Origin of the sequence: Sphingopyxis sp. H073 (assembly GCF_001468395.1) — a bacterium.
Taxonomy (GTDB): domain Bacteria; phylum Pseudomonadota; class Alphaproteobacteria; order Sphingomonadales; family Sphingomonadaceae; genus Sphingopyxis.
In genome coordinates, this window is record NZ_LNSG01000003.1 from 410,062 (window position 1) to 424,332 (window position 14,271).

The 14,271-nt window shown below is 65.2% G+C and carries 11 protein-coding genes and 1 tRNA gene; 6 read left to right on the top strand and 6 right to left on the bottom strand.

Translation table 11 applies throughout. From position 1 onward, the window contains the following. Positions 1-116: 116 nt before the first annotated feature. Positions 117-884 carry an ABC transporter permease gene (locus ATE64_RS07440; RefSeq protein ID WP_058454099.1) on the bottom strand — a complete coding sequence of 256 codons (768 nt, stop codon included), beginning with the start codon at positions 882-884 and terminating at the stop codon, positions 117-119. Continuing rightward, positions 881-1,825: an ABC transporter ATP-binding protein gene (locus tag ATE64_RS07445; protein WP_058454100.1), complete on the bottom strand. Its 945-nt coding sequence runs from the start codon at positions 1,823-1,825 to the stop codon at positions 881-883. Before ATE64_RS07445 ends, ATE64_RS07440 begins: the two co-directional genes overlap by 4 nt. Positions 1,826-1,914: 89 nt before the next feature. Here ATE64_RS07445 and ATE64_RS07450 point away from each other — a divergent pair. The 6 genes from ATE64_RS07450 (at position 1,915) to ATE64_RS07475 (ending at position 9,387) form a co-directional block, all read left to right on the top strand. After that, positions 1,915-2,000, top strand: a tRNA-Leu gene (locus ATE64_RS07450). 146 nt (positions 2,001-2,146) lie between these two features. Then, on the top strand, positions 2,147-3,640 hold the full coding sequence (locus ATE64_RS07455) for an ABC transporter substrate-binding protein (protein ID WP_058454101.1): 1,494 nt from the start codon (positions 2,147-2,149) through the stop codon (positions 3,638-3,640). Positions 3,641-3,682: 42 nt separating this feature from the next. Continuing rightward, complete coding sequence (locus tag ATE64_RS07460; RefSeq protein WP_058454102.1) at positions 3,683-4,105, top strand: DUF4112 domain-containing protein; 423 nt, start codon at positions 3,683-3,685, stop codon at positions 4,103-4,105. 90 nt (positions 4,106-4,195) lie between these two features. Then, entirely contained in the window at positions 4,196-6,307 is a 2,112-nt protein-coding gene (locus tag ATE64_RS07465; RefSeq protein WP_058454103.1) for a prolyl oligopeptidase family serine peptidase, read from the top strand. A 197-nt stretch (positions 6,308-6,504) separates the two neighbouring features. Further along, positions 6,505-7,899: a phosphomannomutase/phosphoglucomutase gene (locus tag ATE64_RS07470; RefSeq protein WP_058454104.1), complete on the top strand. Its 1,395-nt coding sequence runs from the start codon at positions 6,505-6,507 to the stop codon at positions 7,897-7,899. 156 nt (positions 7,900-8,055) lie between these two features. Continuing rightward, complete coding sequence (locus ATE64_RS07475) at positions 8,056-9,387, top strand: dicarboxylate/amino acid:cation symporter (RefSeq protein WP_058454160.1); 1,332 nt, start codon at positions 8,056-8,058, stop codon at positions 9,385-9,387. Here the strand turns inward: ATE64_RS07475 and ATE64_RS07480 are convergent. From ATE64_RS07480 to ATE64_RS07495, 4 genes are read right to left on the bottom strand one after another with little or no spacing between them, the layout of a single operon-like run. Further along, the gene (locus ATE64_RS07480; protein ID WP_231729107.1) at positions 9,384-10,700 is read right to left on the bottom strand and encodes a mannitol dehydrogenase family protein; all 1,317 of its coding nucleotides are present in this window, start codon (positions 10,698-10,700) and stop codon (positions 9,384-9,386) included. The two genes, ATE64_RS07475 and ATE64_RS07480, sit on opposite strands and share 4 nt — an antisense overlap. Then, a complete protein-coding gene (gene uxaC / locus ATE64_RS07485; protein WP_058454105.1) occupies positions 10,697-12,109 on the bottom strand; it encodes a glucuronate isomerase in 1,413 nt (470 codons plus the stop codon). Before uxaC ends, ATE64_RS07480 begins: the two co-directional genes overlap by 4 nt. Continuing rightward, complete coding sequence (locus tag ATE64_RS07490; protein ID WP_058454106.1) at positions 12,106-13,413, bottom strand: MFS transporter; 1,308 nt, start codon at positions 13,411-13,413, stop codon at positions 12,106-12,108. The genes uxaC and ATE64_RS07490 overlap by 4 nt, the downstream gene beginning before the upstream one ends. A gap of 24 nt (positions 13,414-13,437) precedes the next feature. Next, complete coding sequence (locus tag ATE64_RS07495) at positions 13,438-14,223, bottom strand: hypothetical protein (protein ID WP_058454107.1); 786 nt, start codon at positions 14,221-14,223, stop codon at positions 13,438-13,440. Positions 14,224-14,271 lie beyond the last annotated feature (48 nt).

Consider the following 14,271-nt stretch of genomic DNA (forward strand, 5'->3'; position numbering starts at 1 on the left):
CGTCATTGCGAACCCGGCGAAAGCGGGGCGAAGCAATCCCGAACGGTGAGCGCACACTGTGGATCGACGCATCGCTTCGCGCCTCGCAATGCCGCGGAAGAGGAAGGGTCGCGGCCTCAATTCTTGAGGCGGTAACCCGTTCGAAACACCCAGAAGATCACCGCCAGGCACAGCGCCAGGAACAGCGCAACCGCCCCCATGCTGACTTCGATCCCGACATCTCCCTGCCCGAAGAAGGTCCAGCGGAATCCGCTGATCAGATAGACGACGGGATTGAACAGCGTGACCGCACGCCACGCCGCGGGCAGCATGTCGAGCGAATAGAAAGCACCGCCCAGAAAGGTCAGCGGATAGACGACGAGCAGCGGGATCACCTGCAACTGCTCGAAACTCTGCGCCCAGATACCGATGATGAAGCCGAACAGGCAGAAAGTCACCGCCATCAGGATCATGAAGGCGACCATCAGCAGCGGGTGCGCCACCTGCACATCGACGAAGAAATGCGCGGTCGCAAAGATGATCGCACCGATGATCACCGATTTCGTCGCCGCCGCGCCGACATAGGCGATCAGCAGTTCGAGCGGCGACATCGGCGAGGATAGCATCTCGTAGATCGTCCCCGTCCATTTGGGCATGTAGATGCCGAAGCTCGCGTTGCTGATGCTTTCGGTGAACATCGTCAGCATCATCAGGCCCGGCACGATGAACGCGCCATAGGGCACGGTGCTGACGTCGCTCATCCGGCTGCCGATCGCGGAGCCGAAGACAACGAAATAGAGCGTCGTGGTTATGACGGGCAGCATCAGGCTGGTCCAGAACGTACGCCCGAAGCGCGCCATTTCGAACAGATAGATGGCACGAATGCCGCGTAAATTCTTGATCATGCGGCGCGTTCCTCGGTCTTCGTCTCATGTACCAGCCCGACGAAGATATCCTCGAGCGAACTCTGTTCGGTGTGGAGGTCCTTGAACTGGATGCCGCGGTCGCTCAGCCGCCGCAGCAGCGACGGCACGCCCGTGGCCTCGGCCTGGCTGTCGAATTCATAGACCAGCTCATGCCCCTCGCCGGCGAGCACCAGATTCCACTGGGCCAGTTCGGCGGGCACCGCATCCAGCGGGTCGGCGAGGTTGAGGGTCAGCGTCTTGCGCCCCAGCTTTTTGATCAGCGCGTCCTTCTCCTCGACCAGGATCAGCCTGCCCTTGCTGATCACCCCCACGCGGTCGGCCATCTCCTCGGCCTCTTCGATATAGTGGGTGGTCAGGATGATCGTGACGCCGCGTTCGCGAAGACCGCGCACCATGTTCCACATGTCGCGGCGCAGCTCGACGTCGACACCCGCGGTGGGCTCGTCGAGGAACAGGATGTCGGGCTCGTGGCTCAGCGCCTTCGCGATCATCACGCGGCGCTTCATGCCGCCCGACAGCTCCATGATCTTCGCATTGCGCTTGTCCCAGAGTGACAGATCCTTGAGCAACTGCTCGATGAAGGCCGGATCGCTGGGCTTGCCGAACAGCCCGCGCGAAAAGGTCACCGTCGTGATTACCTTCTCGAACGCGTCGGTATGCAGCTCCTGCGGCACCAGCCCGATCATCGAGCGCGCGGCGCGATAATCGCGCGCATGATCGTGCCCGCCCACGGTCACCGTCCCCGCGCTCGGCGTGACGATGCCGCAGACGATGCTGATCAGCGTCGTCTTGCCCGCGCCGTTCGGCCCAAGCAGCGCGAAAATCTCGCCCTTGTTGATGGTAAGGTCGACACCGGCCAGCGCCTGGTGCCCGCTCTTGTAAGTCTTTCCGAGGCCGGAAATGTCGAGGACGGCAGTCATGCCATCGCGTCTAGCCGAGCCGCCGCGCAGCGGGAAGCCGCAAACATCGCTTGACCTCCAACGGGCCATCGGCTTGACCCGCAAGCCAAGCGGACGTGGCGAAATCGGTAGACGCAGCAGACTTAAAATCTGCCGTCCTAGTGACATGCGGGTTCAAGTCCCGCCGTCCGCACCAAAGTCAAATCGGGAGGTCGAATCGCCGGGGCCGCGTTTCGGCTCGCCTGACGCGCTCGATCTGGATCCGCCGGCCGGCCGAGCGGCCACCACGGATACGACAAAGCCGTGGCCTTCGCTCCGGTGCCGTCCTAGGATAAGGCCATAATGCGCCCAATTCGTTCTGCTGTCGTCCTTCTGCTCGCCGCCTCCACCTCGCTCGCGCTCGCGAGTTGCGGGCTGTTCGGGTCGCGCGGGCCCGTGAAGATCGCGGCGATCGGATCGCTCAACCCCGCTTCCACGCCGCTGAGCGGGGAACTCTCGGCCGCCAATGCCGCCTTGCTCGACGCGTCGGCGCAAGGGCTCGTCGGTTTCGACGGCGATGGCCAGATCGACGTCGGGCTCGCCGATCGCTGGACGGTCACCGCCGACGGGCGCAGCTATATCTTCCGCATCCGCGAGGCCAAATGGACGAACGGGCGCAAGGTGATGGCGGAGGATGTCGCGGCGACGCTGCGCTCTTATCTCGCGCCCGCCAGCCGCAACCTGCTCAAGGATGATTTTCCCGAGATCGACACGATCAAGGCGATGACCGACAGCGTAATCGAAATCCGCCTGACCGTGCCGCAGCCGAACATGCTGGAATTGCTCGCGCAGCCGACGATGGCGATCGTCTATAAGGGGATGGGCTGGGGGCCCATGCGCGCGAAGCGGATCGGCCGCGCGGTGCTGCTGTCGCCCGTTCCCGACCCGCTCGCCGAAGATCCCGACGCGGCGGAGGCGGCGGCGAACGATCCCAAGGCGTCGATCGAACTTGTCGGCACCTCGCCGGAGGGCGCGCTCGCGCGGTTCAAGAACGGCTATGCCGACGGCGTCCTCGGCGGGCGCTTTTCGACCCTCCCCTATTTCATCGCCTCGGACATCGGCCGGTCGCGGCTGGTCGTCGATCCTGCGCCGGGGCTGTTCGGACTGGTCTTCACCCGCGCCGAAGGATTTCTCGCAACCGATGCTAACCGCGACGCGCTGTCGCGCGTCATACGGCGCGAGCGGCTGGTCGACGCCTTCGGGCTCGCCGAATGGCAATCGCAGGTCGCGATGCGCCCCACCGCGCACCGCCGCGACGGCGGCCCGGCACCGATCCAGCCGGCCTGGAACGATTATGACGATCCCTCGCGCCTCGCGCAGGCGCAGCGCGCGGTCAACGCCTGGCGCAGCGGGGGACGTGCGATCGATCCGCTGCGCATCGCGGTTCCCGACACGCCGGGCGGCCGCATCCTCTACGCCTATGTCGCGGCGGATATCGCGCGGCTGGGGATCGAGACGCGGCGCGTCAACATGGCCTCGGCTTCCGACCTTCGCCTGATCGACGAGGTCGCGCCGAACGACGACGCGCTGTGGGCGCTGCGCCGCCTGTCGTGCCAGCGCGACACGCTGTGCAATCGCGAGGCGCAGGAACTGATCGACCAAGCGATGGCCAATATCGACGCGGGCCAGCGGGCCGAACAGATTAGCGAAGCCGAAGCGGTGCTCGCGCGCTACACCCCCTTCATCGCGCTCGCCGCGCCGCTCCGCTGGTCGGTCGCCTCGCAGCGGTTGACCGGCCTGCGCCCGAACGCGCGCGGCGCGCACCCATTGAATCGCCTGATCACGCCCCCCAATTAATGTGGTGGCGCTTCACCCCCGAGCGCTTTTGAAAGGACCCGCATGGCCCCTTCGACTCCCAATCCCGACGCCATTTTCGACGCGCTGATTCAGAACCGGCGCGATCCCGCTTCGCTGCGCAAGCGGGTCGAGACGCTGGAAATGCTGCTCGAACGCAGCTTCGTCATTCCCGGCATCAACCGCCCAGTCGGCCTCGACGCGATCGTCGGCCTAGTTCCCGTCGTCGGCGATGTGATCGCTGCGACGATGGGCGCTTATCTGATCTGGGAGGCGCGCAATCTCGGCATGTCGAAATGGCAGATCTGGCGGATGGTGGGCAATCTGGGCGTCGATACCGCGCTCGGCGCGGTGCCGCTCGTCGGCGATGCTTTCGACTTCCTGTTCCGCTCGAACACGCGCAACCTCAAGATCATCAAGAAGCATCTCGACAAGCATCATCCGGGCACGATCATCATCGATCAATAGGGTCGCCCTCCCCCTTCCCCTCGGGTGTCTGGTGGTGCTAGCACAGCGCTGCCATACGCGCCGCCATACCCCAGGGGAGAATTCCAAGACATGATCCGCGCTACCCTTGCCGCGCTTGCCCTCGGCTCGTCCTTCCTCGCGGCCGCAGCGGCGGCACAGGACACCCAAGATCCCTATCTCTGGCTCGAGGATATCGAGGGCGCGAAAGCGCTCGACTGGGTCAAAAAGGAAAATGCCGCCACCGACAAGCTGATCCGCGGCCGCTCCGGTTTCGAGAAGGACCGCGAACGCGCGAAGGCGATCCTCGACGACGACCGCCAGATCGCCGAGCCGGGCGAGGTGATGGGCGATACGATCACCAGCTTCTGGCGCGACGCGGCCAATCCGCGCGGCATCTGGCGCCAGAGCCCGCTTGACGCCTATCTTGCGGGCAAGCCCGTCTGGACGACGCTGATCGACGTCGACGCGCTCGGCAAGGCCGAGAAGCAGAGCTGGGTCTGGCACGGCGCCGATTGCCTCGCCCCCGACTACAAGCGCTGCCTCGTCTCGATCAGCCCCGGCGGCACCGACGCCGATATCGTCCGCGAGTGGGACCGCACGACAAAAAGCTTCGTCGCGGACGGCTTCACCCTGCCGCAGGCGAAGAGCAGCGTGACATGGGAGAATGCCGACACCTTGCTCGTCGCGACCGACTATGGCGCGGGCAGCATGACCGCATCGGGCTATCCGCGCATCGTCAAGCGCTGGAAGCGGGGCACGCCGCTCTCGGCCGCCGTGACGGTCGCCGAGGGCGAAGCCGCGGACGTCGGCATCAATGTCTTCGCCTTCATGGACAGCGACAAGCGCCGGACGATGATCAGCCGCAACAAGACCTTCTACACCAGCGACATCCTGTTGCCGAACCCCGGCGACGGCGATTTTGACCGCAGCGTCATTCCCGACACCGCCGACATCCGCGCGGTCATCGACGGTCAAGTCATCATCTTCCTCAACGAGCCCTACGCCGATTTTCCCGCGGGCTCGCTCCTCGCGCTGCCGCTCGATATCCTCGCCAGCGGCGGTCAGGTGCCCTTCGTGCCGGTGATGACGCCGACGAAATCGCAGGCGATCGAAAATGTCGCCGCGAGCAAGAATGTCCTGTGGGTGAAGGCACTCGACGACGTCGAGGGCAAGCTGTTCGCGCTTCGCCGCGACCAGCCGAACGGCCGCTGGAGCCAGACGGAAGTGCCGGTCGCCGCCAATGCAACGATGAGCATTGCCGGAACCGTCGACGACCGCGACCTCGCCTTCGTCACCGCCGAGACGATGCTGATGCCGCCGACGCTCTATGCCGTAGGCGAGAGCGGCGCGCCGCAGGTGGTGCAGAGCCTCCCCGCGACCTTCGATGCGAAGGACATGCGCGTCGAAAAGCGCTTCGCGACCTCGAAGGACGGCACCAAAATACCCTATTTCCTCGTCCGCAAGACAGGCGCGGCCGACCCGGTCCCCGCGCTCGTCCACGCCTATGGCGGCTTCCGCGCTGCGCAGACGCCCGGCTACCTCACCGGCCAGCCCTATCGCGCCGGCCCGCTCGGCCTGTTCTGGGTCGAGGACGGCAATGCCTATGTGCTCGCGAACATCCGCGGCGGCGGCGAATATGGCCCCGCCTGGCACCAGGCGGCGCTCCGCGAGAAGCGTCAGAACAGCTTCGACGACCTCCATGCCGTCGCCGAGGATCTGATCGCGACCGGCGTCAGCGCAAAGGGCAAGATCGCGATCTCGGGCCGTTCGAACGGCGGCGTCCTCGTCGGCGCGGCGATGGAGCAGCGGCCGGACCTTTACGGCGCGGTCATCTCGGGCTCGCCGCTCAAGGACATGAAGCGCTACAACAAGCTGCTCGCGGGCGCTTCTTGGGTCGCCGAATATGGCGATCCCGACAATCCCGACGACTGGGCCTTCATGTCCAGATATTCGCCCTATCAGAATATCCGCAAGGGCGTGAAATATCCGCCGATCTTCCTCTATCTCTCGACCAAGGACGACCGCGTCCATCCCGGCCATGCGCGCAAATTCGCCGCGCGACTGACCGAATATGGCAACACGGTCTATTATCACGAATATCTGGAGGGCGGCCATTCGGTCGGCGCCGATCATGCCGAGGACGCGGTGCGCGCGGCGATGCTCCACGCCTTCCTGACGATGGAATTCGCCGGGAAGAAATAGGGTCGGCCCCTGCGGCGGGCACCGTCATTGGCTGGGTGGCGCTGCGCGCGGCCCGCCGCAGTCCCGTCATAGATTGCCTCCACCCGCAGGAATTTGGGGTTTCGCCCGCCGCAAACTTTGGCAGTGACTTGTCATCGACCTGTCGCGATGGCAGGCAATCCGGCGATTACCGAAACAAGCCAGCGAGCCAACACCCGATGACCCATATATTTCACGCCTCGATGCTCCGCGAATATGACATCCGCGGGGTGGTCGGCGACACGCTGTCGGCGGCCGACGCCTATGCGATCGGGCGCAGCTTCGCGACGCTGATCAAGCGTGCGGGGGGCAAGCGGATCGCCGTGGGCTATGACGGGCGCCTGTCGTCGCCGATGCTCGAGGCTGCCCTGGTCGAGGGGATCAACGCGGCGGGCATCGACGCGCTGCGCGTCGGGCTCGGCCCCACGCCGATGCTCTATTACGCCGCCTCAACCGAGGATGTGGACGGCGGCATACAGATAACCGGCAGCCACAATCCCCCCGACTATAACGGCTTCAAGATGGTGTTTCAGGGTCGGCCCTTCTTCGGCGCCGACATCCAGCGGATCGGCGAAATCGCTGCCGCCGGCGACTGGGAAGCCGTCGATGCCGGGGGCGAAGGCACGTCGGAGAGCATCGACATCGTCGACGCCTATGTCGACCGTCTCGTCGAAGGCTTCGCCGGCGGCGCCTTCCGCATCGGCTGGGACGCCGGCAACGGCGCGGCGGGCACGGTGATCGAAAAGCTCACGGCGCGGCTTCCGGGCGAGCATCATCTTCTTTTTACCGACATCGACGGCCATTTCCCCAACCACCATCCCGATCCCACGGTCGAGGCCAATCTGGCCGACCTGCGCAAGCTGGTCGCGGAGAAGAGCCTCGATTTCGGCGTCGCTTTCGATGGAGACGGCGACCGCATCGGCGCGATCGACGGTCAGGGCCGCGTAATCTGGGGCGACCAGCTGCTCCAGATCTATGCCGAGGCCGCGCTGCAGGAGATTCCCGGCGCGACGATCATCGCCGACGTGAAAGCGAGTCAGGCGCTGTTCGACCGCATCGCCGAAATGGGCGGCAAGCCGTTGATGTGGAAGACCGGCCACAGCCTGATCAAGGCGAAGATGAAGGAAACCGGCAGTCCGCTGGCGGGCGAGATGAGCGGGCACATCTTCTTCGCCGACCGCTATTACGGTTATGACGACGCGCCCTATGCCGCGGTGCGGCTGATCGAGGCGGCGCACAAGCTGGGCAAGAGCGTGACCGAACTGCGCGGCGACATGCCGGCGATGGTCAATACGCCCGAAATGCGCTTCCAGGTCGACGAAGTGCGCAAGTTCGCCATTGTGGACGAGGTTCTCCAGCGACTGAGCAGCGCGGGTGCCAATGTCGACCGCACCGACGGCGCGCGCGTTATGACGAATGACGGCTGGTGGCTGCTTCGTGCGTCGAACACGCAGGACGTTCTCGTCGCGCGTGCCGAGGCGAAGGACGAAGCGGCGCTCGAACGGCTGATCGCGGCGATCGACGACCAGCTTGAACAGTCGGGTGTCGTGCGCGGTCCGCAGGCAGCGCACTGACCCGACGCGGCCCGCAGGCAGCGCACTGGCCAACGCTTCCGCGCCATCAATTTCCGGCGCGATCGGGCAGCGCGCGGTCTGGTCATGCCGCGTCTTGCGCGGGATGTGCAGCGGCGGCAAAGTGCCGCGCTCGGGAGGGTATCACGCGTGGCCGCTATCACGATCGATCAAACCGGACAGCCGCCGGTCGAGGCCAAGCCTTTCTACCGTCACCTCTATGTTCAGGTGCTCGCCGCGATCTTTTTCGGCGCGCTGATCGGTCATTTCTGGCCGGCGACGGGCGAAGCGCTGAAGCCCCTCGGCGACGCCTTCATCAAGCTGGTGAAGATGATCATCGCGCCGGTGATCTTCCTGACTCTCGTCACCGGCATCGCGGGGATGAGCGAACTGCGTTCGGTCGGCCGCGTCGCGGGTAAGGCCTTCATCTATTTCCTCTTCTTTTCGACACTCGCGTTGATCGTCGGGCTGGTGGTCGCCAATACGGTCCAGCCGGGCGCCGGCATGAATGTCGACCCCGCGACGCTCGATACCGCGGGGGTGAGCGGCTATGTCGAGAAGGCGGCGCACAACAGCATCGTCGATTTCCTGATGGCGATCATCCCGACCACGCTGATCTCGGCGCTGACGGGGGAATCGCTGCTGCAGGTGCTGCTGGTGTCGATCCTGTTCGGCATCGCGCTGTCGATGGTCGGCGAACCGGCCGCTCCCGTGCGCGACCTGTTCGAACGCGTCGGGCTGGTGGTCTTCAAGCTCGTCGGCATATTGATGCGCGCGGCGCCGATCGGCGCGTTCGGCGCCATGGCTTTCACGATCGGCAAATATGGCATCGAATCGCTCGCCAATCTCGCCGGGCTGGTCGCGACCTTTTACCTGACCTCGCTGATCTTCGTGCTCGTCGTGCTCGGCGCCGCAGCGCGGCTCGCGGGTTTCTCGATCCTGAAGCTGATCCGCTACCTCAAGGCCGAACTGCTGCTGGTGCTCGGCACCTCGTCGTCCGAGAGTGCGCTGCCGAGCCTGATGGAGAAGATGGAGCGCGCGGGCTGCGCCAAGTCGGTCGTCGGGCTGGTCGTGCCGACCGGCTATTCGTTCAATCTCGACGGCACCAACATCTATATGACGCTCGCCGCGCTGTTCATCGCGCAGGCGTGCAACGTCGACCTGTCGCTCGGCGACCAGATCGCGCTGCTGCTGATCGCGATGATTTCGTCGAAGGGCGCCGCGGGCGTCACCGGCGCGGGCTTCATCACGCTGGCCGCGACGCTGTCGATCGTGCCGTCGGTCCCGGTCGCCGGCATGGCGCTGATCCTCGGCGTCGACCGCTTCATGTCGGAATGCCGCAGCCTCACGAATTTCATCGGCAACGCCGTCGCGACCGTCGTCGTCGCGCGCTGGGACAATGCGCTCGACCGCGACCGGCTGCGGCGGGCGCTCGATGGCAATCCCCCTTCGACGCTTGCGGCGGCGCCAACCGAGCAAGACATCGATTAGGGCCGCCAGGGCGAGGCGATCAGTCCAGCCGGCCCGAATATCCGCTGTACCGCATCGGCGCCGGCTGCCGCTGCCTTGAGCGGCGCGGCAAGCGGATCGTCGATCGGGCGGTCGCTCCGCAGAAAGTCGATCCACGCGGCGACCGCCGTCTCCAGCGCCGGGCAACGCCCGCCCCGCGCCTGATGCCACGCCAGCGTTTCGAGCCAGCGCTGCGGAATCTTCTGACTGCCGTCCATCGCGATCTGGATCAGCCGGTGATGCAACGCCGGATTGGCGAAACGATCGAGAAGCGCATCGGCATAGGCGCCAAGATCCTGCCTCCGCGCCGCGTCGATCGTCGGTGCGGCTTCGCCGCGCATCAGCCGTTCGATGACCGGGCGAATCGCGGGGTCGGCGATCGCCCGATGGACGAATTCATGCCCCCTACCCAGCCCGATATAGGCGAGCGCCGAATGGGCGCCGTTGAGCATCCGCAGCTTTGCGGTCTCATAGGGCACGGCGTCGGCGACCAGCTCGGCGCCGACAGCTTCCCAGCGCGGGCGCGGGCCAGCAAAATCATCCTCGATCACCCACTGGCTGAAGTTTTCCGCGATGACCGCGCCCTCGTCACGGACGCCGAGCGCCGCTGCGACGGCGGCACGATCTGCGTCGGTTGTCGCGGGAACGATGCGGTCGACCATCGTCGCGGGGCAACGGCATTCGCGGTCGAACCAATCGATCAGATCGGGATGTTCGGCGGCGAGATACTGGCGCATCAGTGTCTTCAAGGCCGCACCATTGCCCGTGAGATTGTCGCAGCTGAGCAGGGTCAGGCCGGTCAGGCCAGCCGCCTTGCGTGCCGCCAGACCGGCGCCGACGAAGCGGTAGAGGCTCGATGACCCCCTGGCAGCGTCCAGATCGAGCGAACCGCCGGGGCGGTGCATGTAGCCTTTCTCGGTGACGGTAAGGCTGACGATGTGCGTTGTTGGCGCGGCAATGGCATCGACAACCGCCTGCGGATCATCGGCCGCAACGATCACCTTTTGCACCGCACCGATCAGGCGCAGGGCGGTTCCTGCGGCGCTGCGCCTGCTCACCGTATAGAGCCCGTCCTGCGGGTTCAGCTGTGCGGCGACGTCGCCCGAGCGCAGCGATACGCCGATAATGCCCCAGTCGCGGTCGCCGGTCCCCATCGCAGCGTCGGTATAGAGTGCCTGATGCGCGCGGTGGAACGCGCCGATGCCGATATGGACGATTCCCGGCTTCTGATCCGCGCGGTCGTAGTCCGGCACCTGCACCGACACAGGGAGCGGCGTTTGCGCCGACAGCCTCACAGCTTGTACGCGGCCTTGGCGAGATTGTAGCTCAGGTCGGTCGCAAGCTCGGCCGCCTCCCACTCCTCCATCCGGTGCTCGGCGACGAGTCCGGCAAGGAAGCCGCAATCGATACGCCGCGCGACATCGTGGCGCGCCGGGATCGACAGGAAAGCCCGAGTGTCGTCGTTGAAACCCACCAAATTGTAGAATCCCGCCGTCTCGGTCGTCTGGCTGCGGAACCGGCGCATCCCCTCGGGGCTGTCGTGGAACCACCAGGCCGGGCCGAGCTTCAGCGCCGGATAATGGCCCGCGAGCGGCGCCAGCTCCCGCGCGTAGCTTGTCTCGTCGAGGGTGAAGAGAATGATCGTGAGCCCCGCCTCATTGCCATAGCGGCCGAGCAGCGGACGCAGCGCATGGACATAATCGGTGCCGGTCGGGATATCGGCGCCCTTGTCGCGGCCGTAATGCTCGAACAGCCAAGAGTTGTGATTGCGGAACGCGCCGGGGTGTATCTGCATGACGAGCCCGTCGTCGAGGCTCATCCCCGCCATCACCGTCAGCATATGGGCACGGAACAGCTCGGCATCGGCGGGGCTGACCTCGGCGCCGGTAACGCGCGCGAACAGCGCCTCGGCCTCGGCGTCCGACAGGTCGGCGGTCGCTGCAGTCGGGTGACCATGGTCGGTCGAGGTCGCACCCATCGCCGCAAAGAAGGCGCGGCGATTGCGGTGCGCGGCAAGATAACCGGCGTAACTGAAGGCATCTTCGCCCGATAGCTCGGAGAAGCGCGCAAGATTGTCGCGGAAGCGCTCGAACTCGGGATCGACCACCGGATCGGGGCGATAGGCGGTAATGATACGCCCGCTCCATTCGCCGCTCGCATTGGCGGCGCGGATCGCGGCGTGATGATCCAGCGTATCGAGCGGGCTTTCGGTCGTCGCGATCACCTCGATCCCGAAGCGGTCGAACAGTGCGCGCGGGCGAAAGGGGTCGGTCGCCAGCGCCTCGGTGATGCGGTCGTAATAAAGGTCCGACGTCTCGGCCGAAAATTGTACGTCGAAACCGAAAACCCCGGCGAACACCCAGTCCATCCACATTCGCGAAGGGGTGCCGCGGAAAAGACGATAGTTGCGGGCGAACAACCGCCAGCTTTCGCGCGGATCGGCGTCGCGATTGCCGATGCCGAGCGCATCGAGCGATATGCCCTGCGAATAGAGCATGCGGAACACATAATGGTCGGGATGCAGCAGCAGCTCCGCCGCATTGCCGAAGGGCGCGTTGTCCGCGAACCAGCTCGGGTCGGTGTGCCCGTGCGGGCTGATGATCGGAAGGCTGGCCACCTCCGCGTACAATCGGCGCGCAATGTCGCGTTGCCCCGGATCGGACGGAAAGAGGCGGTCGGGATGCAGGGTCAGCGGACGCGTCATGCCGCGGCAGCTTCGCTCTCTATTGCAACGGGCGCAAGGCGCGGGCTGAGCAGGTGGATTGCCAGCACCGCGAGGAAATAGACCACCGTGCAGGCAGCGAAGATGATGGTGTAATTGCCCCCCGTCGCATCGAGCACCAGCCCGGTCGACTTTGCCATGATCATTCCGCCGATACCGCCCGCGAAACCGCCGAGCCCGACCACCGAACCGACTGCGCGTTTCGGGAACATGTCGGGCGGGATCGACAGGATCGTCGACGAAAAGGCCTGATGCCCCGCCAGCGCGATCCCGATGAGGAGAACCGCGAGCCACATATTGTCGAGCCCCGAGACGAACAGCAGCGGCAGCACGCAGCATCCCGCGCCCAGCATCGTCGCCTTGCGCGCGAAATTGACGCTATGCCCCGTCTGGATCAACTTCGATGACACCCAGCCCCCCAGGATGCTGCCGGCGTCCGACAGCAGGTACATGACGACCATCGGCAGCAGCACGACCTTCAGGTCGACGTCATAGGTCGTGCTGAAATATTTCGGCAACCAGAAGAGCATCAGGAACCAGACCGGGTCGGTCAGGAACTTGCCCAGAGCATAGGCCCATGCCTCGCGCTTGGTAACGACCGCGCCCCAGCCGAGCCGCTCGATCTTCTCCGGCGGGTCATGCTCGATCCACGCGAGCTCGGCGGTGCTGACCTTCCCGCTCTCGCGCGGATTGCTGTAGAGCCAGAGCCACAGGAGCAACAGGACGACGCCGAACACGCCGGTGACGATGAAGGTTTCACGCCAGTCGAAGCCGAGGATACGCATGAAGAGCGCGATCGTCGGGGCGGTCAGGATCACGCCGATCGTCGTCGCGCTGTTGACCCAGCCGATCGCGTAGGACCGCTCCTTTTGCGGAAACCATTCGCTCGACGCGCGGACGACCGCGGGGAAATGCCCCGCCTCGCCGACCCCCAGGATCACGCGCGCCATCATGAAGGAGACCACCGACGAAGCGAAGCCATGCGCGACATGGCCGATCGTCCAGATCGCGATCGCGATTCCATAGCCGATCTTCGGCCCGAAGCGGTCGATCAGCCAGCCCATGAGCAGGAAGCCGAGCGCATAGGCGGCCTGAAAGGCGGTGACGATGTTGCCATAGTCGTTCTCGCTCCACCCGAGCTCGTCGCCGAGCGTTGGCGCGAGCAGGCCGAGCATGGTGCGGTCGATATAGTTGACCGTCGTCGCGGCAAAGAGCACCGCCACGATCAGCCAGCGATAGCGACCCGTCCGCGGAACGGCGCCTGCGTCCGCGATTGCCTCTGCCATATATCTCTCCCGCTGGTCTGTCTCTTATCCTGTAATTGCACAGCCGACGCGGATTTCTCCGCCAAAGAGCGCATCGCCCCGTTGGCCGGGCCGGATTTCATGGATTCCGGTGATCGCCCCGGTCGACACCCAGGTGCCGGGGGTGATCGCGATACCGCGCGCGCGCAAGGTGCGGATCAGGAAAAGCGCCGATCCGAACGGACCGTCGAGCATCGTCTCCATCGTCGCGCCGCCGACCGCTGCATCATCGACGAAAAATTCGACAGGCATGCGGATCAGGTCGGCATCGCGCCAGCCGGGGATCGCGGGGCCGAGGATCAACCCCTTGTTATTGCCATAGTCGGAGGCCGTGACCGCTGGGCCATGCTGGTTGATCGCGGGAAAGGGCGAGCTTGCGATCTCGATGCCGGTGCGCACCTCTATGATGATGTCCTTCACCGAATCCATGTCATGATCGCGCGTGCCGACATCACCCAGGCGCAACAGGACTTCGGCCTCGACCGCCGCGAAACCGTCGGCATAGACCGGCATTGCGGGCCGCTGCCCCGTACTGCCGTCGAAAATCTCGTCGCTGAAAATGGGGCCGGTCAAGCGGTTGTCGCCATAGGTGCCGACCAGTTCGGTGGCGATGCGGCCGACCTTCCAGCCGCCGACACGGCGCCCGTCGGACGCGATTGCCGCATCCTGGATCGCATAGGCCTCCGCCATGCTCGCGGGCATCGCGCCGGGATACGAGGTAAGCGGTGTCTTTTTTTGACGCGCCGCGAGAAACGCCTTGGCGATATTCTGCTGTTCGTTCGTTGCCGGCATCTTTGTGATATCCCTCTTCCGCGGAATGTTCTAAAAGACACCGGTGTC

What these genes read in the sequence shown, in the direction of transcription:
- ATE64_RS07440 (WP_058454099.1), bottom strand. Translation starts at nt 884, where the DNA reads ATGATCAAGAATTTACGCGGCATTCGTGCCATCTATCTGTTCGAAATG.
- ATE64_RS07445 (WP_058454100.1), bottom strand. Translation starts at nt 1,825, where the DNA reads ATGACTGCCGTCCTCGACATTTCCGGCCTCGGAAAGACTTACAAGAGC.
- ATE64_RS07455 (WP_058454101.1), top strand. Translation starts at nt 2,147, where the DNA reads ATGCGCCCAATTCGTTCTGCTGTCGTCCTTCTGCTCGCCGCCTCCACC.
- ATE64_RS07460 (WP_058454102.1), top strand. Translation starts at nt 3,683, where the DNA reads ATGGCCCCTTCGACTCCCAATCCCGACGCCATTTTCGACGCGCTGATT.
- ATE64_RS07465 (WP_058454103.1), top strand. Translation starts at nt 4,196, where the DNA reads ATGATCCGCGCTACCCTTGCCGCGCTTGCCCTCGGCTCGTCCTTCCTC.
- ATE64_RS07470 (WP_058454104.1), top strand. Translation starts at nt 6,505, where the DNA reads ATGACCCATATATTTCACGCCTCGATGCTCCGCGAATATGACATCCGC.
- uxaC (WP_058454105.1), bottom strand. Translation starts at nt 12,109, where the DNA reads ATGACGCGTCCGCTGACCCTGCATCCCGACCGCCTCTTTCCGTCCGAT.
- ATE64_RS07490 (WP_058454106.1), bottom strand. Translation starts at nt 13,413, where the DNA reads ATGGCAGAGGCAATCGCGGACGCAGGCGCCGTTCCGCGGACGGGTCGC.
- ATE64_RS07495 (WP_058454107.1), bottom strand. Translation starts at nt 14,223, where the DNA reads ATGCCGGCAACGAACGAACAGCAGAATATCGCCAAGGCGTTTCTCGCG.